The sequence below is a fragment of the Flavobacterium araucananum genome, assembly GCF_002222055.1.
Taxonomy (GTDB): domain Bacteria; phylum Bacteroidota; class Bacteroidia; order Flavobacteriales; family Flavobacteriaceae; genus Flavobacterium; species Flavobacterium araucananum.
In genome coordinates this window covers 1-26,812 of the sequence record NZ_MUGS01000061.1, presented here as the reverse complement: position 1 = coordinate 26,812, position 26,812 = coordinate 1, and the positions used below count along the sequence as shown (strand labels likewise).

Annotated in this window: 18 protein-coding genes and 1 rRNA gene; 4 read left to right on the top strand and 15 right to left on the bottom strand. The window is 34.5% G+C overall.

The features are described from left to right. Positions 1-47: 47 nt before the first annotated feature. From B0A64_RS21320 to B0A64_RS21275, 10 genes are all read right to left on the bottom strand, one after another. Positions 48-1,769 carry a HAMP domain-containing sensor histidine kinase gene (locus tag B0A64_RS21320; RefSeq protein ID WP_089481500.1) on the bottom strand — a complete coding sequence of 574 codons (1,722 nt, stop codon included), beginning with the start codon at positions 1,767-1,769 and terminating at the stop codon, positions 48-50. A gap of 204 nt (positions 1,770-1,973) precedes the next feature. Then, positions 1,974-3,101, bottom strand: a complete 1,128-nt coding sequence (locus tag B0A64_RS21315) for a sensor protein KdpD (protein WP_089481499.1) — start codon at positions 3,099-3,101, stop codon at positions 1,974-1,976. Positions 3,102-3,333: 232 nt separating this feature from the next. Next, positions 3,334-4,422 (bottom strand): porin, encoded by a 1,089-nt coding sequence (locus B0A64_RS21310; protein ID WP_089481529.1) that lies wholly within the window; start codon positions 4,420-4,422, stop codon positions 3,334-3,336. 302 nt (positions 4,423-4,724) lie between these two features. Continuing rightward, complete coding sequence (locus B0A64_RS21305; protein ID WP_089481498.1) at positions 4,725-5,291, bottom strand: K(+)-transporting ATPase subunit C; 567 nt, start codon at positions 5,289-5,291, stop codon at positions 4,725-4,727. 164 nt (positions 5,292-5,455) lie between these two features. After that, positions 5,456-7,489, bottom strand: a complete 2,034-nt coding sequence (gene kdpB, locus B0A64_RS21300; protein ID WP_089481497.1) for a potassium-transporting ATPase subunit KdpB — start codon at positions 7,487-7,489, stop codon at positions 5,456-5,458. A 236-nt stretch (positions 7,490-7,725) separates the two neighbouring features. Next, complete coding sequence (gene kdpA, locus B0A64_RS21295) at positions 7,726-9,447, bottom strand: potassium-transporting ATPase subunit KdpA (protein ID WP_089481496.1); 1,722 nt, start codon at positions 9,445-9,447, stop codon at positions 7,726-7,728. 100 nt (positions 9,448-9,547) lie between these two features. After that, the gene (kdpF, locus tag B0A64_RS21290) at positions 9,548-9,625 is read right to left on the bottom strand and encodes a K(+)-transporting ATPase subunit F (protein WP_073075461.1); all 78 of its coding nucleotides are present in this window, start codon (positions 9,623-9,625) and stop codon (positions 9,548-9,550) included. A 164-nt stretch (positions 9,626-9,789) separates the two neighbouring features. Continuing rightward, complete coding sequence (locus B0A64_RS21285; RefSeq protein WP_089481495.1) at positions 9,790-10,071, bottom strand: DUF7674 family protein; 282 nt, start codon at positions 10,069-10,071, stop codon at positions 9,790-9,792. 333 nt (positions 10,072-10,404) lie between these two features. Next, positions 10,405-11,748 carry a sigma-54-dependent transcriptional regulator gene (locus tag B0A64_RS21280; RefSeq protein ID WP_089481494.1) on the bottom strand — a complete coding sequence of 448 codons (1,344 nt, stop codon included), beginning with the start codon at positions 11,746-11,748 and terminating at the stop codon, positions 10,405-10,407. 51 nt (positions 11,749-11,799) lie between these two features. After that, entirely contained in the window at positions 11,800-14,244 is a 2,445-nt protein-coding gene (locus tag B0A64_RS21275) for a sensor histidine kinase (RefSeq protein WP_089481493.1), read from the bottom strand. 210 nt (positions 14,245-14,454) lie between these two features. On the opposite strand from B0A64_RS21275, the gene B0A64_RS21270 reads away from it, so the two are divergent. Beyond that, positions 14,455-16,437 carry a sigma 54-interacting response regulator gene (locus B0A64_RS21270; protein ID WP_089481492.1) on the top strand — a complete coding sequence of 661 codons (1,983 nt, stop codon included), beginning with the start codon at positions 14,455-14,457 and terminating at the stop codon, positions 16,435-16,437. 202 nt (positions 16,438-16,639) lie between these two features. Here B0A64_RS21270 and B0A64_RS21265 read toward each other — a convergent pair whose 3' ends face one another. From B0A64_RS21265 to B0A64_RS21245, 5 genes are all read right to left on the bottom strand, one after another. Next, positions 16,640-17,425, bottom strand: a complete 786-nt coding sequence (locus tag B0A64_RS21265) for an alpha/beta hydrolase (protein ID WP_089481491.1) — start codon at positions 17,423-17,425, stop codon at positions 16,640-16,642. Between the two features lie 50 nt (positions 17,426-17,475). Continuing rightward, positions 17,476-18,849 carry an alginate export family protein gene (locus B0A64_RS21260; protein ID WP_089481490.1) on the bottom strand — a complete coding sequence of 458 codons (1,374 nt, stop codon included), beginning with the start codon at positions 18,847-18,849 and terminating at the stop codon, positions 17,476-17,478. 185 nt (positions 18,850-19,034) lie between these two features. Beyond that, a complete protein-coding gene (locus B0A64_RS21255; protein WP_089481489.1) occupies positions 19,035-20,054 on the bottom strand; it encodes an MBL fold metallo-hydrolase in 1,020 nt (339 codons plus the stop codon). 232 nt (positions 20,055-20,286) lie between these two features. Further along, entirely contained in the window at positions 20,287-22,056 is a 1,770-nt protein-coding gene (locus B0A64_RS21250; protein WP_089481488.1) for an amidohydrolase, read from the bottom strand. A gap of 40 nt (positions 22,057-22,096) precedes the next feature. Then, positions 22,097-23,110 carry an alpha/beta fold hydrolase gene (locus B0A64_RS21245; RefSeq protein ID WP_089481487.1) on the bottom strand — a complete coding sequence of 338 codons (1,014 nt, stop codon included), beginning with the start codon at positions 23,108-23,110 and terminating at the stop codon, positions 22,097-22,099. A 224-nt stretch (positions 23,111-23,334) separates the two neighbouring features. On the opposite strand from B0A64_RS21245, the gene B0A64_RS21240 reads away from it, so the two are divergent. The 3 genes from B0A64_RS21240 to B0A64_RS21230 form a co-directional block, all read left to right on the top strand. After that, positions 23,335-24,570, top strand: a complete 1,236-nt coding sequence (locus B0A64_RS21240) for a polysaccharide deacetylase family protein (protein WP_089481486.1) — start codon at positions 23,335-23,337, stop codon at positions 24,568-24,570. A gap of 93 nt (positions 24,571-24,663) precedes the next feature. Beyond that, positions 24,664-25,671 (top strand): LLM class flavin-dependent oxidoreductase, encoded by a 1,008-nt coding sequence (locus tag B0A64_RS21235; RefSeq protein WP_089481485.1) that lies wholly within the window; start codon positions 24,664-24,666, stop codon positions 25,669-25,671. Positions 25,672-26,709: 1,038 nt separating this feature from the next. Continuing rightward, a 16S ribosomal RNA gene (locus tag B0A64_RS21230) occupies positions 26,710-26,812 on the top strand; the annotation flags it as partial.

Below are 26,812 nucleotides of genomic sequence, written 5' to 3'. Positions count from 1 at the left end.
TGGATTAAAATCAAGCCCTACAATATGGGCTAGCCTACGGCTTTTTTTTATACTTTTAACGAAAACCAGAAAGTACTTCCTAAACCTAAATTGCTTTCAACACCAATAATTCCGTTTTGTGCTTCAATAAATTCTTTACTGATTGCCAATCCCAATCCGGTTCCTGATTTTTGACTTCCCGGAATCTGAAAATATTTATCAAAAACCTTGTCTTTATATCTTGCATCAATTCCTTTTCCGGTATCGATCACCTCAAAAACAATCTGATCTTTTTCTTCTTTTAATTTAATGACAATTGTACTTTTTTCAGAAGAATAGGTAATGGCATTCGATAAATAATTAATCAAAACCCAGCCTGTTTTTTCGCTGTCGGCTTTTACGTTTTGAAGATTTTCATCGGCATCAATGACCAATTTAATTTGTTTTTGATCTGCCTGGACTTTTACAGCTTCGGTAGCATAATTGACAATAGCATACGGATTACTTTTTTCGATATTCAATTGAATATTTCCGGTTTCTAATTGGGATAAATTGAGCAATTCGCCTGTGATCTTCAATAACCGCTGACTATCTTCTTTAATGCTTTCTACCAATTGTTTTTGGTCGTCGTTCATATCACCGGTTTTGGCATTTTGAAGCAATTGCAAACTAAGTTTTATAGACGCAATGGGGGTTTTTAATTCGTGCGAAACGGTAGCAATAAAATTGGTTTTTGCAAAATCAAGTTCTTTAAACAAGGTAATATTTCGCAAAATAATAACATCACCAATATTAATTGCCTTTTCTTCTCCTGTTGGTGTTATAGTAATATTGATGGTTTCTTTATCAAAATAACTTTCTTTTCCGTGGGCAAAAATCTTCATTGGTTGTTTTTTCTGAGAATCAGTTGCTAATTCTTTCAAAATCAGCGACCGAATTAAATCATTGGATAGCGCCAATGTCGAAGCCGATTGACCAATAACATCTTCAGACTTCATTCCTATGATTTTTAAGGCTTCATCATTCACAAACAAAATCATCCCTTCGTTGTCCAATCCAATAATAGGGTCGTGCATATTATTGATTAGGGTTTCCAGTCGTTTTTTCTCAAAGAACAGCTTGTACAAATTACTATTGTTATATTCCTGAAGTTTCTGTGCCATTGTATTAAACGATTTAGCGAGATCTCCATATTCGTTATGATTCGTAAAATGTACCCGTTCTGAATAATTTTTATTGGCAATCTCCTTAATACTCTGCGTTAATTCCTTAATTGGGTTCGCAATATTATTGGGTAAATTCACCAGTAAATTAAAGGCGATTAAAAAGCATAAAGTACCCACAATGGCAATCCATAAATTAGCCGTTTCGGCGGTATGTCTGGCAATATCGCTTTTTTGTTTAATAGCATCAAGATTAAGCTTCATGATTGCAAAAATATCCTGTCTGATTTGCATTTTTACAGCTTCATTAGAACCATTTTTTTCTAAAAGAGCAAAACTTTTTTCAAGATTAGCAGTTGCTTCTTTTTCGCCTGGTTCCGTAACATTTTGCGTTTGTTTCTCCAGATATTCTTTAAAAACATGAATCTTATTGTCATCACTCATTTTAATTTCATCCAATGACAAAATCATATTTCTGGAATATTCAAGCGTATTATAATTCGCTTTTAAAATATTCTCGGTATCTGCTTTTATCAAAAAAACAGAATATCCACTTACTAATGAAAGTATGATAATCATTAAAAATAATAATCCAACTCCCAGATTCAATTTAGTTTTAATTCTCATGATGTTTGTTTTAAAACATTTTATGTTTTTTGAACCATATCAGTACTATAAGAAAATATCAGAATTACTTTTTTTAACCGCAAAGAGCGCTAAGATTATATTAAAATATATCCCAACGAAAAAATCTTTGTGTCTTAGTGCCTTCGTGGCAGACCAAAAAAACTAATTTAGATGAACTTATATAACTTATATGGTTTAGAAAATTTACGACAAAATAACAAGGTCTACATTCGATAAAGACAAGCTATTTAGTAACCGTCTGAAAATCGTTGTAGACAAAATTACTTTAAATAAATTCAAATGTGGTTTTCCGATGCAAACAGTTGTAATATGTTTTTCTTCAACCGCAATCAAAATTGCATCGGCAATATTTCTATTTTCTAATTTAATGACTTCTGCGCCTAACTGAACCGCCAGTTTAAAATTATTAATCAAATGGCGTTGTTTGTCCAATGCAATTTTAGTGCTGCTCTCTTTGGGTGTTTCTACATACAAAACATACCACGATCCGTTATAATAACTTGCCAGACGAGCTGCTTTTCTAATTACAATTTTGGCTGTTTTATCGTTACTGCTAATACAGGCCAACAATTTTTCGTGTCTTAAAGCATTAAGATGAGGTACCTCGCTTTCTACTTTTCGAACTACCTGACTTGCTACTTCTTTCAACGCCAATTCACGCAATTGTAAAATCTGATCAGACTTAAAAAAATTCGTTAAAGCGGTTTGAATTTTATCCGGCGTATAAATTTTCCCTTCCTTCAAACGTGCAATCAAATCCTCAGCCGTCAAATCGATATTTACGACTTCGTCTGCCAATCGCAAAACATTATCCGGAATTCGTTCCTGAACATCAATTCCGGTAATCCGTTTTACATCTTCATTCAGACTCTCAATATGCTGAATATTGACTGCCGAAATCACATTGATTCCCGCTTCGAGAATTTCCAGAACATCCTGCCAGCGTTTTTCGTTTTTGCTTCCTTCAACATTCGTGTGCGCCAATTCATCGACAATTACAACTTCAGGTCTAAGGTTGATAATCGCCTGAACATCGAGTTCTTCCAGCTCTTTGCCTTTATAGAAAATGGTTCGCCGCGGAATTACGGGCAAACCAGATAAAAGCTCATGCGTTTCTTTTCGCATGTGTGTTTCGATGTAACCAATTTTTACATCAATTCCGTTTTTCAACAACGAATGTGCTTCTTGCAGCATCCGGTACGTTTTTCCCACACCGGCGCTCATCCCAATGTAGACTTTAAACTTTCCTTTTCGTGATTTCTGAATTAAATCAAGAAAGTGCTGTGCGTTATTTTCTTTTTCCTGTTCCATATGTTTGCCGTGAAGGTGCTAAGTCACAATTTTTTTTTAGCCACAGATTGCACAGATTAAAATGATTATTGAATGGCTTTGTGTTGATTTATTTGCCACGAATTACACTAATTTACACTAATTTTATTTTAAAAAAATGACATTAATTTGACTACTCTAATTTGTGATAATTTGTGTAATTCGTGGCGAAAAAAAATCCTTTTAATCTGTGCAATCTGTGGCTGATATTCTTCTAGAAACTAATCGCCAGCGAAGTTGTTATAAACGCATTCGTATTCGTTGGGAGATTGTCTTTTGTAAATATTTCATCTTTACTAGAAAGATTTCTTGCTTCTAATCTAAACATTACATTATCAGTAACTAAGTAATCAAAGTTAGCTGAAAATCCGTAAGTTTTAAAACCATTTGGAGTTTCCGTCCCGATAGCTATCGGGATGATAACTCCCTTTTCATCACTATAATATTCGCCACGGGCTGCAAGCTGAATTTTATCAGTTGGTTTGTATTGCAGAATCAAAACTGGCGAAAACCAAGTGTCGTATTTGTTACTGTTTTTAGCCGCTTGCTGTGATCCAATATCAAAACCAGCCGTAACATTTGTTTTATCCGTTACTTTAAACTGTCCGTAAAAGTTATTAAAATAACGCCATTTCTTGTCAATATCCGGTTGTTCATTTCCAACATAAGTACTCCAGTTCAAAACCACTTTGTCTGATGGTTTGTAGGTAATCTGCGTTCCAAAAGCAGGTGTTTGATTCCCTTTAACCTTCTCGATACGCTGCCATCCATTTAGATACATTCCGGCCAAATACCATTTTCCGGACTCAGATGTATAACCAATTTTAACTCCCGTTTCATAATAAGGAGAGTTTTCGGCCAAAATGCTTCGGGTCAAAGTCTGGCAATCTTTTCCAATTGCACTTTCAAAACCTATATGTGCCGGCATAATTCCCGCATCGATCCATAAATTATGGCTTTGCGAAATCTTCACACCAACATTTGCTTCGTAAATATTTTTCAATAAACCTTGTTCAGCCGCCATGTTATATTCGGCGTAAGTTCCGGCCATCAAAGCAAAATTTCCACGAATATTATCTTTCGAATAATTCACTTTTGCCAACCCTAAATTAATATTCACTTCATTACTTTTATTATAATTGTAAAAAAAGCTCGGACGTGTATGATCTTGCGGTTTCCCAAAATCATAACTGTAATAAGTATCTATATATCCCGAAAACGTAAACGGGCTTTTTGTTTCTTCCTGAGCATGTAAATTCGTAAAACCAAAGGCAATTAAAGCGGTAAGTATTATTTTTTTCATTTTGTTAGTCATTGCGAGGAGAGACCTGTTCGCCGTGGCGAAAGCAATCTCATCCTCATTAGGTTATTTATTTTAGTAGATTTTTTAGGAGCTATTTCCCGCACCCGAGCCTGAAAGTGCGAACTGGCGAAGCAATCCGTTTCAATCTTTTGTGTCCGCCGCGGCGGACGCAAAAGGATTTCCACTACTATCGGGGCTAGGACATTTGGGGTAAAAAAGGGCGTTCATTATCCTAACAGGTTTTTAAAACCTGTTAGGATAAAAACTTAGTCCCGATAGCTATCGGGATAGTGACTCAGTAACTAAGAACCTTTTTTAGAAAGCTCATCCAAAGCCACATTCAATTCCAACACATTCACTGTTGGAGTTCCCATAACTTTTGGAGTATTAATTTTAGATTCAACCAAAGCCTTTACTTTATCTTCAGATAATTTTCTTTCTTTGGCAACACGTTTTACCTGAATCAAAGCACCTTGTGGAGAAATGTTAGGATCTAAACCACTTCCTGAAGCCGTAACCATATCCGATGGGATTTCTGATTTTCTTAAATAAGGATGAACGATTAAAAACGTATCAATTCTTTTTTGAACCAAAGCCAGATATTCAGCATTGCTTGGTCCTTTGTTACTTCCCGCACTTCCGGCAGCATTATAATCAACAGCCGAAGGTCGTCCCCAGAAATAATTCGACTTATCGAATTTCTGACCAATTTTTTGGTAACCAACTACTTTTCCGTTGACCAAAATAGTTTCTCCTTTTCCGTGGTTAGGAGCAAATTGTGCAATTCCGTAAATCGCAAGAGGATAAATAACTGCAAATAATATTACGGTAAGCAGCGTAAGTTTTAATAATGAGAATATAGTTTTCATTTCTTTTGAGATTCTAAGGGACTAAGTTGCTAAGGTTCTAAGTTTTTTTTCTAGAAGCTTAGTAAGTCGAAGTCATGTTTTTAATTTGAGTTTTTAAAGTTTTCTGGATTTTACGATTCTAAGAGAAAAACCTTAGCACCTTAGAATCTTAGCATCTCAGAACCTTACATAAATAAAGCAACAACCAAATCAATTAATTTAATTCCGATAAAAGGGACAATCAATCCGCCTAAACCATAAATCAAAAGATTTCTTTTTAGGATTGCACTCGCACCAATAGGTTTATAATCAACACCTCTCAATGCTAATGGAATCAATATTGGAATAATGATCGCATTAAAGATTACTGCTGATAAAATAGCACTTTCAGGACTATGCAAACGCATGATATTTAAGCCTTCAAGCGCAGGAATCGCAGTAATAAAAAGAGCAGGAACAATAGCAAAATATTTCGCAACGTCATTTGCAATAGAAAAAGTAGTTAAAGTTCCTCGAGTCATTAAAAGTTGTTTACCAATTTCGATAATCTCGATTAATTTAGTTGGGTCATTGTCAAGATCGACCATGTTTCCGGCTTCTTTTGCAGCTTGCGTTCCGCTGTTCATCGCAACACCCACATTCGCTTGTGCTAGGGCAGGGGCATCGTTCGTTCCGTCACCCATCATGGCAACAAGTTTACCCAGGTTTTGTTCGTTTTTGATGTAGTTCATTTTATCCTCAGGTTTCGCTTCGGCAATAAAATCATCAACACCGGCAGCTTCCGCAATAAATTTCGCCGTAAGCGGATTATCTCCGGTAACCATCACCGTTTTTACACCCATTTTTCTCAATCGGTCAAAACGTTCTTTCATTCCGGTTTTAATGATATCCTGCAATTCGATAACCCCTTGAACCTGATCATTTTTTATTACAACCAACGGCGTTCCTCCTTTAGACGAAATATCGATTACTTTTTGAGCAGTATCTTCAGGGAAACTATTTCCGGCTTGTTTTGCAATATTTTTTGCAGCATCCTGTGCCCCTTTTCTAATATTGGTTCCATCTCTTAAAACAACTCCGGAAGTTCTGGTTTCAGCGGTAAATTTGATTAAAGTAGCACCTTCAATTGATAATTTATTGGCAGTTTCGGCTCCTGCCAGTTCCACGATACTTTTCCCTTCCGGAGTGTCATCTGCCAATGAACTTAACACAGCAGACTTTATAAAATCTTCTTCAGTAACACCTTTTGCAGGATAAAAATTTGTTGCTTTTCTGTTTCCAATCGTGATTGTTCCGGTTTTATCCAAAAGCAATACATCAATATCTCCGGCAGTTTCTACCGCTTTTCCGGATTTTGTAATTACGTTCGCACGCAATGCTCTGTCCATTCCCGCAATACCAATTGCTGATAACAAACCTCCAATTGTGGTTGGAATCAAACAAACGAATAGTGCAATAAAAGCCGCAATCGTGATGGGTGCATTTGCATAGTCGGCAAACGGTTTTAGCGTAACGCACACAATCACGAAGATTAAAGTAAATGCAGCTAATAGAATCGTTAAAGCAATTTCGTTTGGTGTTTTCTGACGGCTTGCACCTTCAACCAAGGCAATCATTTTATCCAGAAAGCTTTCGCCAGGTTCAGAGGTTACGATTACTTTAATTTTATCAGATAATACTTTTGTTCCTCCGGTTACGGATGATTTATCACCACCGGCTTCGCGAATTACAGGAGCGCTTTCTCCTGTAATAGCACTTTCGTCGATAGTTGCCAGACCTTCGATGATTTCACCATCGGTTGCAATTAAATCACCTGATTCGCAAACGAAAATATCTCCTTTTTTCAATTCAGATGAACTGATGTTTTTAATTTCTCCGTTAGGCAAAATTTGTCTTGCAGGAGTTTCTTCACGTGTTTTTCTTAAACTATCCGCTTGTGCTTTTCCTCTGGCTTCGGCAATAGCCTCTGCAAAATTGGCAAACAAAAGCGTTGCCAGTAAAATTAAGAACACAATTAAATTATAAGTAAAACTACCCTGATCTGTTGCGCCCATTAAAATGGAAACACAAACGGCGAACATAATAGCAGTTCCTATTTCTACGGTAAACATTACCGGATTTTTGATCATCATTTTTGGATTCAGCTTCACAAAAGATTGCACTAAGGCTTCTTTTACTTGCTTACTTTCAAACAACGATGTGGATTTATTAGTTGTCATTTTTTGAATTTTATTTATTAAGCTGATAATTTTTTTAAACACATAGAGACATAGATTGCAATTATTATTTAGACATTGCCCGTGGTTTCAACCATGGGAGCGTAATATATTAACACAATCCCTATCGTTTCCCATGGTTGAAACCACGGGCTATATTGAAATACGATATTCTTTCTGTATATTTTATTTCTATGTTCCTATGTGTTTAAAAATGTTCAGCATTAGAAAATGAATTGTTATTTTAATGTGAAGTACTCCGCTAAAGGTCCAAGGGCCAACGCTGGGAAGAATGATAAAGCGGCAATAATTGCGATTACGGCAAAAACCATTATCCCAAAAATAGAAGTATCGGTTTTTAAAGTTCCGGCACTTTCCGGGATGTATTTTTTATTCGCCAATAATCCTGCAATTGCCAATGGACCAACGATAGGAATGAAACGACTCAATAGCAACACAATTCCTGTAGTAATATTCCAGAATGGGTTGTTATCGCCTAAACCTTCAAAACCTGAACCATTGTTGGCAGCACTAGAAGTATATTCGTATAACATTTCAGAGAATCCGTGATGTCCCGGATTGTTCAACCAGCCTGTTGCATTACCATTAAACCAATATCCCATTGCAGTATCATGTGCTGCAAAATAAGAAGCCAAAGCAGTACCTGATAATATTAATAAAGGGTGAAGAATTGCAATAAAAGCAGCAATTTTAACTTCCCGTGCTTCGATTTTCTTTCCTAAAAATTCAGGAGTTCGACCCACCATTAATCCGGAAATAAATACAGCCAGAATTATGAAAATATAGAAGTTTAGAATCCCAACACCACAACCACCGTAAAACGCATTGACCATCATGGCAAGCAATTCCATAGCTCCGGAAACCGGCATTGAACTATCGTGCATACTATTTACAGAACCTGTAGAAATTACGGTTGTTGCAATACTCCAGAAACCTGAAATAGCAGGACCAAACCGAACTTCTTTTCCTTCCATCGCTCCGGTTGCTTGCGAGATTCCCATTTTTTCGATAGCAGGATTCCCGTTGATTTCACTGACAACCGTTGGGATAACGAGTAATAAGAATCCAACAGTCATAACACCAAAAATTACGTAGGATAATTTCTTTTTCTTTAGATAAAAACCTAAAGCAAAAATCATGGCAAACGGAATAATTAATTGTGACCACAATTCGACAGCATTGGTAAAATAAGTTGGATTCTCTAAAGGATGCGCCGAGTTGGCTCCAAAAAATCCACCACCGTTTGTACCTAAATGTTTAATGGCAATAAAAGCAGCAGCAGGGCCACGGGAAACTTCTACGTGATCGCCTTGTAAAGTTGTAATGGCATCTTTGCTGTCAAAATCCATTGGTGTACCGCTAAAAGCTAAAATAGTAGCTACAATAACGGATAGTGGCAATAAAATTCGTGTACAGCTTTTGATGAAATAATCGTAAAAATTACCCAGTTTATCTGTAGTTCTTTCTTTCATTGCAGTAAAAATCATTGCTGCAGCGGCCATACCAACACCAGCAGAAACAAATTGCAAGAACATCAAAAACATTTGTGATAGGTACGAAACTCCACTTTCGCCTGAATAATGCTGTAAATTACAGTTTACGACAAACGAAATGGCGGTATTAAAAGCCAAATCAGGGCTCATCGATGGATTATGATCAGGATTTAAAAATAAAGAGCCCTGATACAATAAAATAAAAAAGCAAAGAAAGAACCAGATCATATTGATACTTAAAAGTGCTTTTAAGTGTTGCTTCCAGTTCATTTGTTCAGAAGAATTGATACCGCTGATTTTAAAAATAAATTTTTCAATTGGATTGAAAATCGGGTCAAGCAATGTTTTATCTCCCAAATAAACTTTAGCAATATATTTTCCTAATGGAATAGCTAAAACTATCGAAATGATAAAAATACTGATGACGCCAAGTAATTCTGTGTTCATAATATGTGATTTGTTAATTGTAAAATGTGAGAGGTAAAAGAAATTGATGTTTAGTATTTGTCTTTTATATTTTACTTCTCACTTAAAACATTTTACGTTGCTAAAATTTTTCAGGTTTAATTAATACATAAACCAAATAGCCAAAAACGGCGATGGAAACAATAAATAGTGCAGTCATGATTTAGATTTTTTCAAAAAATTCAACTGATTTAAAACAGATAGCAAATAGCAGTACGCCCAATGCGAGTAAAAGAAAAGTGATCATAAGATTATTTTAGATTTAAGATTGTAGAATTTAGATTATGTTTGAGCGATTAAACAGTTAACCAATTCAACATATTTTTATACGCCAGAAGTATTAACTTGTTTGATATATTCAGCTTTAAGCGTTTGAGGAAAAAGATGTGAAATGTTGCAGTGACGAACTTCCATAAAAGAAGAAACCGAGAAAATGTATACATTAGAAATAGCATTTTTAGTTTCGATACTTCCTGTAATAAAAAGGCGTTCAGCAAGTGCCAGACATTTTTTTGCACGGACGATGTTACCAGAAACAATAGATTTTTTGGTGATATCGGCAAAACGTTCCGCTTGTTTGTAGATTGAAGTGACTTGATTTTTCATGAGAATGAATTTTTATGTTCTTCCCACTTATGCCAAAAGCTGTTCCGAAAAAGTTAGGTTATTGCTAAAGTATTGTCAATAAAAGGAATGCCGTTGCGTGCCAAAAATAGGGCATAAAAAAAGCCTATCAAAATGATAAGCTTTTATTAAAATGAAAGGAATAATTATATTGAGTTAAAATTATTTAAACACATAGAAACATAGCTCAAAATGTGAATAAAGGCATTTCATTTAAAATAAAACACATAGCTATGGGAAAAAACTAGTTTTCTAAAAACTACTTTCAGATTGAAATTTTAAACCTATGTTTCTATGTGTTTAAATAATTTAGCACTACTGAATACTATATTCTTCTAGTTTTCGATACAAAGTCGCAATTCCAATTTCTAGTAAACGAGCAGTTTCGGCTTTATTACCTTTTGTATAATTTAAAACTTTCTGAATATGTAGTTTCTCGACACTTTGCATCGAGAAAGCCGACATTGATTTTGTAGCTTTTTCCGGTTGATGCTGCATTTCGTAAGGCAGAACATCAGCCGTCAAAATATCGCCGTTGCTTAAAATAACCGATCTTTCGATAACATTTTTAAGTTCACGAATATTTCCCGGCCAGGAATAATTTTCTAGTTTCTGAAGAAAATCATCTGAAATAGTCAAGTTTTTTTTATTCGTTTTTTCAGAGAATTGCTGGACAAAATAATGAGTAATTGGTGCAATATCTTTTATTCTTTCTCTTAACGGAGGAAGTTTTATTTCGAAAATATTCAAACGAAAATATAAGTCAGAACGAAAACGGTGTTCATCACTTTCGGTTTTTAAATCTCTGTTTGTTGCAGCGATTAACCTGAAATTTGATTTTTTGGGAGTTGTATCTCCAACCGGAATATATTCGCTGGTTTCTAAAACACGTAATAATTTGGCTTGAAGTTCTATTGGCATTTCTCCAATTTCATCCAGGAATAAAGTTCCGCCGTTGGCTTCTTCTATAAAACCTTTTTTATCTTTTAGAGCTCCCGTAAAAGCTCCTTGCTTGTGACCAAAAAGTTCACTTTCCAGAATTTCTTTGCTAAACGTACTACAGTTTAATGCCACAAAAGATTTACCAACACGATTGCTGTTCTCGTGGATTGCTTGTGCAAAAACTTCTTTACCGGTCCCGGTTTCGCCCGTAAGTAAAACAGTAGAATCAGTTTTGGCTACTCTTTTGGCAAGATCAATAACTTGCTCAATTCCTTTTGATTTTCCAATGATGGTATTAAAAGAATATTTGTCTCCAATACGTTTCTCGAGTTGTTTTACCTTTTTCTGCAAATGCGCTTTTTCGACGGCTTTGTATAAAAGCGGAATAATTTTGTCGTTATCATCCCCTTTTACAATATAATCAAAAGCACCATTTTTCATGGCCTGAATGCCATCAGGAATATTTCCGAAAGCGGTTAATAGAATAACTTCAATCAAAGGAAAACTTCCTTTTATATTTTGAAGAAAATCAACACCATTTCCGTCAGGTAATTTTACATCACATAAAACAACATCAATATCAGTTTGTTCCAGTTTCTTAAAACCTGATTTTAAATCCTTGGCTTCGATAACTTCAAATCCTTCAGATTTTATAATACGTGCCAACAGACTTCTAAGTTTTTCTTCGTCGTCTATAATTAAAATTTTATGTGTCATTTGAGGAAAAGTCTAGAATCGGAATTTATTTTTGAGATACAAATTTAGGTTTTAAATTAGTTCTCTTTTTTGATTCAAAGGAAATTCTTGCGAAAATTCGATTTTCAAAATTGTTCCCTTATTGTTTTCTATAGCAAATTTAGCATCCAAATCATCACTTAAACCTTTTATTAAACTCATCCCAAAGGAATTAATTCTTTTAGCACTAAAATCCATATCAATTCCAATTCCGTTATCTGAAATCGTTAATAAGTACTTGTTTTCTGAAATCTTTTCGAGAGTTACATAAATCATTCCGGTTCGATCATCTGGAAAAGCATATTTGATCGAATTCGTAATGGCTTCATTTAAAATGAGTCCAAGCGGAACTGCCTGAGCAACATCTAATTCTAATGGAGCTACTTTTATTTCAAATCGAATTCTTTGTCCCAGCGAAAAAGAATCTCTAAGATATTCGACCAGTTCCTTGATATAATTAGGCATATTAATTGTCGAAATATTTTCAGAACTATACAGTTTTTGATGAATCAAAGACATCGAGTGAATCCTGTGCTGACTATTTTTTATGGCAGATAAAGCCATATCATTATCCAGATAAGCAGATTGCGAATTGAGCAGGCTTATTACGGTTTGAAGATTGTTTTTTACACGATGGTGAATCTCTTTCAGCAACCATTCTTTTTCATCCAGTAAATGTTTTAGATTACTATTTTTCTGGTTGATTTCTTTTTCTTTAAGCTCTAATTTAGCATGATTTCGTTGTTTTAAACGGTATCGATTATACAATAATCCAATCGTTATCAAAAGTAAAATCAAACTCACAATCGAAACATTATTCAGTAAATGCGATTTTTGCAACTCGCTTTCCTGAAGTTTCGAATGATCATTTAAGAACTTGATTTTTTGTTCTTTACTAAGCGTTTCATATTTAATTTTAAGTTCTTCGATTTGTTTGCTTTTTGAATAATCAATCAGAGAATCATTCATCTTTTTATACATTTGGTAATGTTTTAATGCCAATAGATAATTGCCATTTAGGGAATCAGTTATTGATCGCGAAATTTCAAGCTCTTTAGAATTATAATGTTGATTATTTGCTTTTGATAGCGCCAAAATTTTATCAGAATAAAGCTTTGCTTTGATTGCCTGATGTCTGCGGGCATAAAAATAAGACATTGCCGAATAGCTATTAGATACATCTAGTAATGTTTCAGATCCTGTTAGTTGTGAGGCATAAAGATCCATTTCTTTAAAATATTTTTCGGCCAATGCATAATTTTTTAATTGATCATAGCAATTTGCTTTGGTATAATTCAGAATCATTTTGTCATAAACATTAAGTGGCGGATATTTTGCAGTTACAGAATTGATATAATCAATAGCTTCCTGATTTTTCCCTTTGGAGGCTATTGCCACAACAAGGCTCATAAAACTTTTATACCAACTTCCCGCACTGATGTAATGTTGCCCATATTGTACGCTTTTTTCATACATTTCTGCCGCTTCTTCATAATGCCCCAAAACAAGATAAACGTTTCCAAAGCGCAGATAAAAAGTATCAGCAAAATTATAATCATGAAGCATTTGTATGGTTTGTATCGTTTTTTGAGCATAATACAAAGAATTTTTCATATTGTGCAGGTTAAGCTCAATGTATGAAATTGCCGATTCTGTAAACTGTGTATGTTTAAATCCAATTTTTCTTTGATCAGATAAATTTTGATAAAATTCTTTATTGGCCAAAACAATATTTCCGCTGAAGTAATGTATTAAAATAAGCTTTAGGTGTATCTCTATCGCTTTTTCTTCTAATCCTAATGTCTTATAAAGTTCTATGGCTTCGTTTAATGCTTGTTCTTTTTCAGGGTCTGAAAAAGGTAACGCAGAACCCTGATTTCCTAAAGCATCAGCAAGTGCTTTTTTGTCGTTTTGTTTTCGGCATTCGTTTATAACTTTAGAAAAACAGTTTTTACTTTCAATAAAATTATGTACCTGACTATAATATTTCCCGAGTAATAATAAACTTTGATGTTGCCACTGTACAATTTTGATCTGATTGCTTATTTGTAATGCATCATTAATATTGGCAAAAGCATTTTGAAGATCTTCCGGTTTTGTTCCCGGTTTAAAAAGGTAAAAACTTCCCAGTTGAAGTAACAATTTTATTTTATCTGTACCTTTTGATTGTGGTAAAAGTTTTTTGGCAGCATTGATATTTCCTTTTTCTATAAGATCGCTACCTGTTATCGCACTTGCATTGAGATTATAGCCTTCATCATAACTTAGCGAAAGAGGTAAATTGTAAGCTTTTGTTGTTAATACAGCCGAACTGTCTTCATCAATTTTTCCTTGATTTGTTGCATACAAAAAAGTAGTACAGAATTGAAATAATAAACGCTTCTTTTTTAAATCATAATTTGCAGTTGAAGCAGGAGTTTGAGCAAAAATTTGAAGAGAAATAAAAAGCAGAAAGTAAAAACAAAAATGTTGTTTCATAACAGATTTATTAGGAGATTTTGGGTAGGTTTTATGGTTAAACAAATATAGAAATAAACCAATCACCTTTTTTAGAATAATGTCAGTAAAATTCCCGGAAAAGATGTTTTTTATGCTTTAAATTTTGAATAATTGCTGCTTTAATTAGAATAATTAACTAATTTTATACCAATCAATTAACCATATTATAATACAAAAAATACCACATTTATGAAAACGGAGACTGGTGATATAGATAATTCATCTTCAAATACATTAAAAAAGAGAATTTTAGTTGTTGAAGATCAGTTTATTGAAGCACATGACTTGCAATTAATCCTTGAAAAAGCAAATTATGAGGTAATCGCTATTGCCCGTTCTGTAGATCAGGCATTAGAACAAATTGAACTTGAAAAACCGGATTTGGTTTTTGTAGATATCTTTTTGAAAGGAAGTAAAAACGGAATAGATCTGGCTAAAATTTTAAAAGAAAATCATATTGGATTTATATTTATTTCGGCAAATTCAAGCAAAAGTATTTTAGATCAGGCAAAAACCACTCAGCCTTACGGATTTATAGTAAAACCTTTTAGGGAACAAGATGTTTTAACCACACTCGAAATCGCATTTTATCGTCAGGAATATAGCTTAGAGTCACAATTAGTGCAACAATTGCAATTAAAAAAAGATATTGAAACCCTTATAAATTCAAATTTAAAAAGAGATGAGGTTTTGTTAGAATTTGCAAAAATGATACAAACATTAATCTCGTTTGATTATTTAGAAATAGGATTTACAACCAAAACGCATTATGATAATTTAGGCATTATGCGTAAAAATATAGATCATTATCAGGTTATTGCTCCCGAGAAATTATCTAAAATATCAGATATTTCACCAGAGGAATTAAATGAAACTTATAAAAAATCAAAATTAGACTTAGAACCTGTTATTTATAGCGAAGAGTCTCTAATTATTAATTTTCAGGTTGCTCCTATAAAAGGTCTGATAGCACATAATTTCGGGATTAAATCCTATTTGGTTTTTCCTATTTCAATGGCAACTATTCAGACCTATCATTTTACTTTTTACAGTAGAAGTTTTAATGTTTATACGGCGGAGCATTTAAATTTGCTTTCGATTTTAGAAAATAATCTAATCCAGTTTATAAATAAGACATATAGAGAAGAAGGTTTTATTACAGATAAAAAAGAAATAAAAGAAACTATAAAAAAGAATTTACCCATCGAAAATTCTGCTTTTGGGTTTGAAGGAATTATAGGCAATAGTAATCAAATGATTACTGTTTTTGATTACATAAGAAAAGTTGCTCCATCAGATACTTCTGTATTGATACTGGGAGAAAGTGGTACCGGAAAAGAAAAAATTGCGCAAAGTATTCATGCTTTATCACCCAGAAAAGAGAAACCGCTCATCATTATAAATTGTGGGGCTATTCCTGAAAATCTGGCAGAATCTTTACTTTTTGGGCACGAAAAGGGTGCTTTTACAGGAGCTTTGGATAAACGCATAGGGAAGTTTGAATTGGCCAATGGCGGAACTATTTTTTTAGATGAAATAGGAGAGATGCCATTAGAACTTCAGGTAAAATTATTACGGGTTTTGCAGGAGCGTGAAATTGAGCGTATTGGTGGAACGTCTCCTATAAAAATTGATGTGAGAATTGTAGCAGCAACCAATAAAAATTTAGAAGAAGAAGTCGCAGCAGGAAGATTCAGAATGGATTTATATTATCGTTTGCATGTTTTTCCGATAATGGTTCCGTCACTGAAAAAACGAAAAGAAGATATTCCGGAATTGGCGAACCATTTTATAAAAGTCTATAGTGAAAAAATGGGACGAAAAGCACCAACGCTTTCTGATTATGTCTTGCAGCAGATAATGAATTACAATTGGCCTGGAAATATCAGGGAATTAGAACATTGTATGCAACGTGCTATTTTGTTAACGGACGGAAATACCATCAGGGATATAGAAATATCACCCTCTTCAAAAATGCATCCTGAGCAAGTAAGTGAATCTTTTTCGATCAAAACTATTTTAGAGAACGAACGTGATTATATTTTATATATTCTGAAAAAATGCAACGGAAAAATATCCGGAATTGGCGGTGCTGCTGAAATTCTGGATATTCATCCATCCACATTAAATTCGAAAATCAAGAAATTAGAAATTAAACGTGAACTAAATTAAATTAGTTGATCATAATTATTTTAACACATAGAGAGATAGTTTTTTGTTTACTTAAAAAAGACGTTTCATTTATCTAAATTCACATAAGCTCGCTATGTGTTAGAAATTTATTTCTTTAAAATAATCTTTGTTTTTACAAGAAAAACCTACTTTTCTATGTGTTAAAATATCCTTTTTACGAGTCACAGCATAAGAAGTTTAATTAACCAATTTTCTCTAACCAATCTGTAGCAAAAGCGGCAACCTCTTTCCAGTTGGATTGTCCCAAAACATAATGGTTGCGACCTCTAAATTCTTTGAATACCGTTATAGATTTAAAGTTTTTGTATTTTTTAAAATTAAGATAGTTTAAAGAAGCCGGCACAATATGATCCTCAGAACCTGCAATAATTAGCAGTGGAGGATGTGGTTTACTAAAATCGATTTTAGCAAGTTTTGTCAAACCATCTCTCAGGGCTAATTTAGATTCCGGAACAACTAGTTTTTCATACGCTTCCTTTTGTTCCTCAAATAACATTCCGTTCGTAAAGGCATATTGCCATTGTTTAAAAGGCATTAAAAAAGTCTTTTTTAGAGAAGTAAAAAAGCCTAAAGCGCCCCATGTTCCTTTATAAAACGAAAACTTAAAGGTTATTAATCCTTGCGGTGCTACAGAATGTATGGCAATCCCGGCAACAGCAAGATCTTTTTGAAGCAACAATTGTGTTAAAAGTCCTCCATACGAATGCCCGATCAGAATTGGTTTATTGGGAAGTTTCTCGATTATTTCAGTATAATAATCAATTAAATGCTGCAATCTTATGGAAGCTATTTTTTCATCCGGATGCCTGCTTCTTAACACTTCTGCCAATTCGTTTTTGTACAACCAGGGTGGGGCAACCGTTTTATATCCTTTACTTTCAAAAAAAACGATCCATTCATCCCAGCAGGAATGACTAACAAATGCTCCCGTAATAAACACAATTGTTTTAGTATTTGATAGACTCATAATGTTGTATTTTTTAAATTATTTTCTAACGTTTTGTTTAATCCCTTTTTCTAAAAATTAAGTTGCATCGTGATGCCGGTAAAAAATATATTCTTGCCTGCACCGGACGCTTTTATATAATCTCCGGCCTTAAACCAAGTCGATTCCAGACGAAAATAAAGATATTGATTGGGTTGCCAGACGATTTCGCTTTCGAGCTGATTTCCAATTTTCTTTTCAGTAGTTGTATTTCCCGGATAAATTAACGTAGTATTTGGCGCATAAATTCCGTCATTACTGCTGTATCTCCAAAACATATCATAGTCAATAACCCAATCAACTTGCTTAGTTATCTCAAAACTTACAGAAGGATGAAAATCAATAAGATTAGAAGGTCCAATAACAGATGCCAGCCCAAAGTAAGCACCTCTTGGAAAAAGCGGATTAAAAGTTTGCAATTTAGTATCGCCTACTTTATCATCTCCACTAATTACTTCGGCCTTAAAACCAATTTCAGGACGAAATCTGATGGTATTTATACGATATCCCATATTTAGAGAAGCAGTCCAGGCACTGATGTTTTTAGATGCAAAGGTGCCAAACTGAAAAAGTGTTTCACCATCATAACGCCAGTTCCCGGATTTCCCCCAAATCCGGGTTCCTACTGAATGGCGGTTTTCTTTTCCCGAGCCGTCATTAAATGTCGCTTTCGACCTTGAATACCCTAAATAATAAAAATCAATATTCTTGATAAATGAGACTTTATTAAAAACAAAATAGCTACCCCAAAATTGTTTGTCTTTATTAGAATCATCATCAAAAATTCCGTCATGCGATACCACATATTGGCTGTAGAAAAAATCTGCCGAAATATTATCTGTAGAAGTTATAAGTTTAATGCCATCAAAGGACTGCCTATTGTTTGGTCCGTCCCGTACGGCAACCAAACGTTGCGATCCGTATGACAGTTCTTGCCTTCCTGCCCGTAAAATAAGTTTTTTACCCGCTTTGTTTAGGATATTAAAATCGACAAAAGCCTGATGAACTTCAAGAGGGTTTTGATCTACCGGACTTGGATCAATTCTGCCGTCTGCCAGACTACTCTGTGTTTGTATAAAGGCTCTCAAATATTTACCCGCATGAAAATCTGCATGAAACAAATACCGGCTCAAGATATATCCATCGTTATCCTGCGGACCATCGCCCCAGTTTTCGTTTCTGGCATAAAAATATTGATATCGAACACTTCCCCCAAAACTCAAATAAGTATTTCCAGAAGGAGAAAGTGGTAGAAATTTAATTGTTTTATACCAATTATTTTTTACAGTATCATTTTTTAAGACACTGTAATTTTCATCAAACCGAAGTGATTTAAATTCCGGATATTGCTGTGCCATACCCGATAATGAAAGTAATAAAACCAGTAAAAAGATTTTGTTTTTCATAATTCAATTTAATTATTGCCGATTCGTAGTGTTATGAAAAAAAAAATTAACACATAGAAACATAGATTTTCATTTAAAAAAAGAATACAAAAAGAAACTAGTTTCTAACATATAGCTATGTTTATTAATGCAAGTGAAACACCTGTTTCAGTGCACAGAATCTATGTTTCTATGTGTTTAAATAATTACTTGGTACCATTTTGTTTGATGTCCTTATAAGCATTGGGAACATTAAAATTGAAATGCAACCAATTAAAAAGTTCATACCCTTTATCAAATTCTTTCATAGTTACCGTTTTTTTTGTTTCTTCTAATGTGAGCCCCTTTTTTACAGCATTTTCTACATTCGTTTTCAGAGCTTCGACATAATCTATAGTGTATTTTATACCGGCTTTATTCGTTATACGACCGTGCCCGGGAACAACAACATCTTTATCTCCAATCATATTATAGATTTTATTAAGATTGTTAACAGGCTCCAAAAAATATCCGTCAAATAACCACGGAATTGTTGGACTTTCGGCAATAAAAGGATTTCCTGCCCATAAAACATTTCCGGAAGCAGATCTTAAATAAACAAAAAGATCTGCCGGTGATTGTGCCGTTCCAACATTTAAGATTTCAACAATATTACCACCTCCCATATCAATTTTCAGATTTTGATTAATGGCAATCGTAAGGTCAGCCGGACGATAAACACTCTCTTCTATTCCCCTTCCTTTACCAAAAAGCATAATCATAAACTGTTTGATATTGTCATAATTTTTAGAAAGGTTTTCTTTGCAAAATTCGTTCTGAATAATGATAGTTTCTTTTGGCAATAAGTAATTTCCAAAACAATGATCACCGTGATCACTTGTATTTATAGCATAAACAATTGGTTTTTGCGTTACAGATCGTATCAGTTTATAAAGCTGATCATATAATCCTTTACTTAACATGGTTTCGATCAGCAAAACACCTTTGTCCCCAATAATAAATCCTGCAGATGTAGCTTGTGCAATACCTTTTGTAGTCTCGGTTTCTGTAGTACTTGGAGAAACAGCATAGACATTATCAGCAATTTTGTGCAATTTTAAAGTTACTTTGTTTGCATCCCAGATTGGTACATGATCCGGCATAGGAAACTGAGCATAAACAGCGGTATTTGTGAGTAAACACAAAGCTAATACCGCAATTCCGGAAATAATTTTTTTAATTTTCATGATCTGAATTTTATAGATTTTGTTTGATTTAATCTGTTGGATGTAATTGATTTAAGCATATCGCTATGTAGAACATAATGTTTCTTTTTTGCTACCAATTGCACCAATTTTCTTTAATTTTTTTCTTAGACGATAAAAAAAATAATTCGTGGACATTCGTGAAATTCGTGGCGACTTTCTAATCATTGCTATGTGTTTGAAAAAATTATCGCCCATTGAATTTTATTTATTCTTAAAGTTTTTTAGTATAACCACCAAAGTATTTTACAGGAGACCATTCCGGAATTACAGGAGCGATTGCAGGATCGAGCGCTTTAAAATCTCTGGCACCATAAACAATTTTTCCATTTACAATCGTTAGATCCGATTCTATGTTTCGAACTTTATCATCAGAAATTGTAAAATAATCTTCAGATAAAATCGACATATCGGCATACATTCCTTTTATTAATTTTCCTTTTTCTTTTTCTTCACCAGAAAACCAGGCACTTCCTGAAGTATATAATTGAAGCGCTGTAAATCGGTCTAAAACCTGATCCTTTGGCCAGAATTGCATTCCACCCAAAGTTTTTCCTGTAATAAGCCAATGCAATGCCATCCAGGGATTATAAGTTGAAATACGTGTAGCATCTGTTCCCATCCCAACAGGAATACCCATTTCCAGCATTTTTTTAATAGGGGGCAATTGTGTTTTTGGAGTTCCGTACATTTTTTGATACAATTCTCCCTGAAAATACATTCTGAATTGAACCGCAATTCCACCGTTTAGTTTTTTAACCCTTTCTAATTCCTGAGGCGTAATAGTTTCGGCATGGTCAAAAAACCATCGTAAACCATTAAAGGAGATTTCTTTGTTTACTTTTTCAAAAACATTCAGCATTCTGTCTATCGATTCGCCATAAGTAGCATGCAATCGAAACGGCCATTTGTTTTTAGCAAGCAAACGAATAATAGGTTCCAGGTCTTTTTCCATTTCATCAGAAAGTACAATTCTGGGTTCTAAGAAGTTTTCAAAATCTGCTGCCGAAGCCACAATATTTTCTCCTGCGCCTTCTTCTGTATAACCATTTGCGACCAAAAGATTATCATTTTTGTTTACAACAGTTTCAGCAACCCATTTTTCATAATCCTGAAGTTCTCGTCCTTTTTGTTGCGCAAAGAGGTAATAAGAAATTCTAAGATTTAGTTTACCCTGTTTCGCTAATTCCATAGAGGCAGCATAATCTGCAGGAAAGTTTTGGGATCCTCCCGCTGCATCAACGACAGAAGTTAAACCAAATCGATTGAGCTCACGATTGAACTGAAGCGAGCTATTGATTCTTTCCTCAGAAGTAAGTTTTGTCGTTAATCCTAAAGTAGTATAAATGGCTTTTGGAGTTTCTTTGGCAAACATTAATCCGGTTAAATTTCCGCTTTTATCTTGTTCCAGAACACTTCCTTCATAATGTGTATCTTTAGTATACCCTAAAACTTCGATTCCTTTTTTGTTTAAAAAAGCTTTACCATATAAATAAGTTATAAAAACAGGTTTATCAGGAACTGCCGCGTTTATTTCGTCAATGGTAGGTTGTCTTTTTTCCTCAAATCCAAATTCATTCCAACCACCAATTACTTTGATCCAAACCCCGGGAGGTGTTCTGGCAGCTTGTTCCTTCAGCATTGCCATTGCTTTTTTCAAAGTCTTTACACCATCCCAACGCAATTCAGAATTGTAATTTAACCCTTCACGAATCACATGAATATGGCTGTCGTTTAATCCCGGAACAACAGTTTTTCCTTTTGCATCAATAACTTTAGTCGCTGCCGTTTTGTAGGTTTCTAAAATGCTTTTAGAAGTTCCGGTTGCCAGAATAATTCCGTCTTTTTGTGCCAGAGCCTGAACAAATTCACCTGATTTTTGCATGGTCGCAATTTTACCATTGTAAATAATTAAGTCGGCTTTTTCCTGAGACTGCATCAACAGACCAAAGAAAAATAGTAGTATTACAAATATTCGTTTCATTTTTTAAAATTTAATGGGTCTGTTTCTTTATACTACTGTTTTATTTTGCGAGAAAAAATGCCAGTAAGTCTTTTTGAACCTGAGCCGTATTTTCCTGAACCAACCAGTGGCCTGAACCTGCAATTTTTGATTCGGTTACATTTTCAGCAACTAATTTTGAATGCTCTTTAAGGAATGCCGCAGCAAAATATTCTCCGCCCATTGCCAGTAAAGGCATTTTAAGTTTTGTTTTTGCAAAAACAAGATTGTCTTTTCCGTCCTGAGGAAAATTCCCAAACCATTTAAAACTTGATTTCGCAGCATCTTTAACGGAGTAGGCCCTCACAAATTCGGCTGTTTCTTCGGCTGTAAAAGGATCTTTTACATGTCCTACCATTGGCCAGAAATTGGTTAAAAATTCCTTCTCTTTTCCTTTAACAATATCCCCGGAAGCTGGCCATGCAAAGAAACCAAACCACCATGCAGATGCAGAAACTTGTGACCAAACTGGTTCAATACCCGGAAGTAGGGCATCCATCAAAGCCAATTTTTTGACCTCAGTTCCGTATTGAGCCGCATAAGCATACGCTACCATAAGTCCAATATCATGTCCCGCAAGATTAACATTGTTATAGCCTAATTTTTTGACCAACTCATGAATGTCTGTGGCCATAGTTTTTTTGTCGTAGCCAGATTCCGGTTTGTCAGATTCTCCAACACCTCTTAAATCGGGTGCGATAACAGTAAAGTGTTTAGAAAGTTCTGGCAATAAACGATTCCACATATACCAGTTTTGGCCAAAACCGTGTACTAATACAAGAGGTTCGCCTTTTCCGCCAATTACATAATGAATGTTTACACCATTAACAAAAGCAGTTTGATGTTTAAAATTAGCAGGCGGATTTGCAGGTTTTACTACTGATGAGTCTTTTATTCCAGTTACTTCCGGAGAAGTAGTTTTTGCAGTTTCATCTTTTTTATTACAGCCTGTAAGTGTCAAAGAAGTGATTGCTAGAAGGCAAAAAAAGACTCTTGTGATTTTTGGCCAAACATTTTGGTTGGTAGTTGATTTCATAATTTTAGGTGTTTGATAATTTAATTAATTGAATGAGTTCAATCTATAACCAAAACCAATGCCTGGATGTTATTGTGTTGATAGTCAATAATTTGATTTATTTTTTAAGAAAAGGATTATTCTTATTTCGTTAAAAAGAAAAGTATAGTATCGAAATATCATTTTTTTTAAATAGATGTTTTCAAAGAGATGTATCTTTAGGAATTCTAAATCTGTTATTTCAAATGAAAATAATACAACCTCCGATAAAATCTATTTTATTCACAATACTGCTCATGATAAATGGAGTAACTCTGTGTTCATCAAATACTTTAAAAAGAATAATAGATCCTCCAAATCTGAAAACGATTTCTTTTAAAATAAAATTAAAAACTGCCGAAAAAGTGAAGATTCATGCAGCAGCTTTAAAATTCAATAAACATTTAGCCTACAGTTTTACACTTGATGATGGATATAGATCTGCTTATTTAACTGCGTTTCCCTTGTTGAACGGAGGGAAAGTAAGTCCTAAAATGATAAACGAATGGAAAAATGATCAGGGCGGCGACGGATCACACTCAAATGGACTTTTTTATTCTGACGGATTAGGTAATAAAATTCCGTTTAAGTTGGGTTTAGCAATTAACGGAGGAGCAATTGGAGATTTTTCGGCTTATCGTGGGCATCTTTCATGGGCTGAGGTAAAAGATATGTATGATGCAGGTTGGGATATTTTGAATCACGGTTTTCATCATGCTACCAAACACGAAACTGATTTTTTGACCGAAGTAACAGAAAATACAAGTTCAATTAAACAAAATCTCGGATTTACCATGTCGCAGTTTGTCGTTCCTGGTGGCGAAAGCGATCCGGGATATCAATTAGAATATGAAAGAGATGCACTTGCCAATGGTTCTTTTTCTGTAGCTTCTTATGCAGGGGCGGGACCTGTCATTAAAGTAGATCAAAAAGTAAATCTGGACAAAATGATTTATGCAAGAACTTTTGTGCAAAGCTCCAAAGATACAATTGGTTTTAAAACCATGGATCGGTTTTTGGCAACGTTTGATTCAGTAGCAAAATTATCCGATCCAATTTGGTACAACGAATTTACACATGGAGTAGGAAACGGAAACTTATGGTCGTTGAGTATGCGCTTCCCGGACTTTAAATATTATATGACAGCTATCTCGAATAAATACGGTTCAAAAGGAAATGATTCAATCTGGATGGCACCATGGCAAGAAGTCTACGAATATATATGGTTGCGGGATCGAATTAAAATAAACTACGAACAAAAAGATAAAGAAGTGTTGGTTACAATTGAACTTCCTGAAATTCCGGAAACATTTAGATATCGGGCCATTTCATTAAAAATTGATACACTTTCAAAATTCGAAATCGAATCAAATTCAAATGACTTTAGCATCTATAATGATGGAAAAGTAAAACACAGCTTAATTAATCTTCAGTTGAAATAATATTTGTACCTACAAATATTATAATTCTATTAACACCAAAGAATTTAAGCTTTGTGTCAAATGAATTAATTTTGCATAAAAGCTACATTATATATGAAAGACCCAATTTCAATCTCAATATTAGAATTAGCTATCATCGCACAAGATAGCAATGCACCCGAAACCTTTCAAAAAACAAAAGAAATAGCGCAACTGGCAGATACTTTAGGATACAAGCGTTTTTGGCTTGCTGAACATCACAATATGGCACATGTTGCAAGTTCAGCTACAGTAGTATTAATTGGTTACATCGCTGGTCAAACTCAAAATATCAGGGTGGGATCAGGAGGAATCATGCTACCCAATCACTCTCCCTTAATAGTGGCCGAGCAATTTGGAACATTAGAAACACTTTATCCAAACAGAATTGATTTAGGATTAGGAAGAGCGCCGGGAACAGATCAGCTAACAGCCGAAGCCATCCGAAAAGACTTTTTTGAACAGGCACAACGCTTTCCTCAAAACGTAACCAAACTTCAGGATTACTTTTCAACCGAAAATGCAACCGCAAAAGTTCGTGCTTTTCCTGCCGAAGGAACAAATGTTCCAATCTGGATTTTGGGCTCAAGCACAGAAAGTGCCGCCCTTGCTGCTGCTTACGGATTACCGTATGCATTTGCCGGACATTTTGCACCACGCCAAATGATTCAGGCTTTTGAGTTTTACAGGGAGAATTTCCAGCCTTCAGAATTTTTAGATAAGCCTAAAACAATGGCATGTGTAAATATTGTTGCAGCCGATACAAATGAAGAAGCCGAAAAATTATCTACAAGCCTGTATCAAATGTTTCTTAATTTAATTAGAAACGATCGTAAAGGTTTGCAACCACCGGTAGATTCTCTGGATGATATTATGAGCGAAGAAGAACGGTTTCATGTTAATCAAATGACCGCATGTACCTTTACAGGAAACAAAGAGCAACTAATTACCGATCTTAAAAAGTTCATCGACTATGCACGCGTAGACGAGCTAATGGCAACAAGCCCAATTTTCGATCATCAAGCCAAACTAAAAAGCATCCACATTACAAAAGAAGTAATAGATAATATAAACAATATATAAGGACAGTTTTCTCTCTCCTATATATAAGGTAAGATTTCGTATCACAACCCGACAGTTTTTCAAAACCTGTCGGGTTTGTTTTTGTGAACCTATATAAGAGTGACTATGTCTGGCTGAGCGAATTTGAAGCCTGCCTTGGAATTTGGAATTTCAGATTTGGAATTTAATTAAGTATTAGGAGCTGTTTCCCGCTATGCGTTCCAATCTTTTGCGTCCGCGGCGGCGGACACAAAAGGATTTCCACTACTATCGGGGCTAGGGCAGCAGTTTTCAAAAGAAGTTTGTAGTAATAAAAGACTATTACAGAAGAAAACCATTCCTAAAATCAAAACTTAGCGCCTTTGCGCGAAATTATAAACCCCATCTTTGTGTCTTAATATAATATTCAGTACAAACCACAAAAAGCAAGAAAAAAAACCTTGGTGTCTTAGTGCCTTGGTGGCAAAACCACCCAAAACAGCCAAAAATCATAGCAAACCACCCAAATTCCCATAAACCCATAAAAAAGTAAAAATATAAACCTCATGCAACCAGTATTTTAAGAAAAACATTGAAAAAATGTAAAATAAAAGCTTGTAAATGTAAATAAAGGGGCTATTTTTGCACCCGCAACAACGATAGACGATCACTGAAATACTGACAAGCACACAAATCAAAATAGAAATTTATTTCTAAAAAAAGATTTAAAAAAGCTTGTGAGAATTGAAAGAAAGTTTTAAGTTTGCACCCCGCAAAACAAGGGAAGTTCATTGAGATATTGGTTAGGAGATTAGAGGAAAACGGAAATAAAAATTTCTAAAAAAAACTTCAAAATTTACTTGCCAGTTGAAAATAAAATTTCTACTTTTGCACCCGCTTTGAGAAACAAGCGATATACAAAATAAGAAGACACGTTCGTAGACATATTGAATTGACAGCCGTTTCGATGAAAATCGGAACAAAAGAATAAGAGTAATAGAATTGAGAGATTCGAATTAAGAAACGATAGAGAAAGCATCGCATAATACTTAGTTCTGATTTAATTAGAACAAACAATATACGATGAAGAGTTTGATCCTGGCTCAGGATGAACGCTAGCGGCAGGCTTAACACATGCAAGTCGAGGGGTATAGTTCTTCGGGACTAGAGACCGGCGCACGGG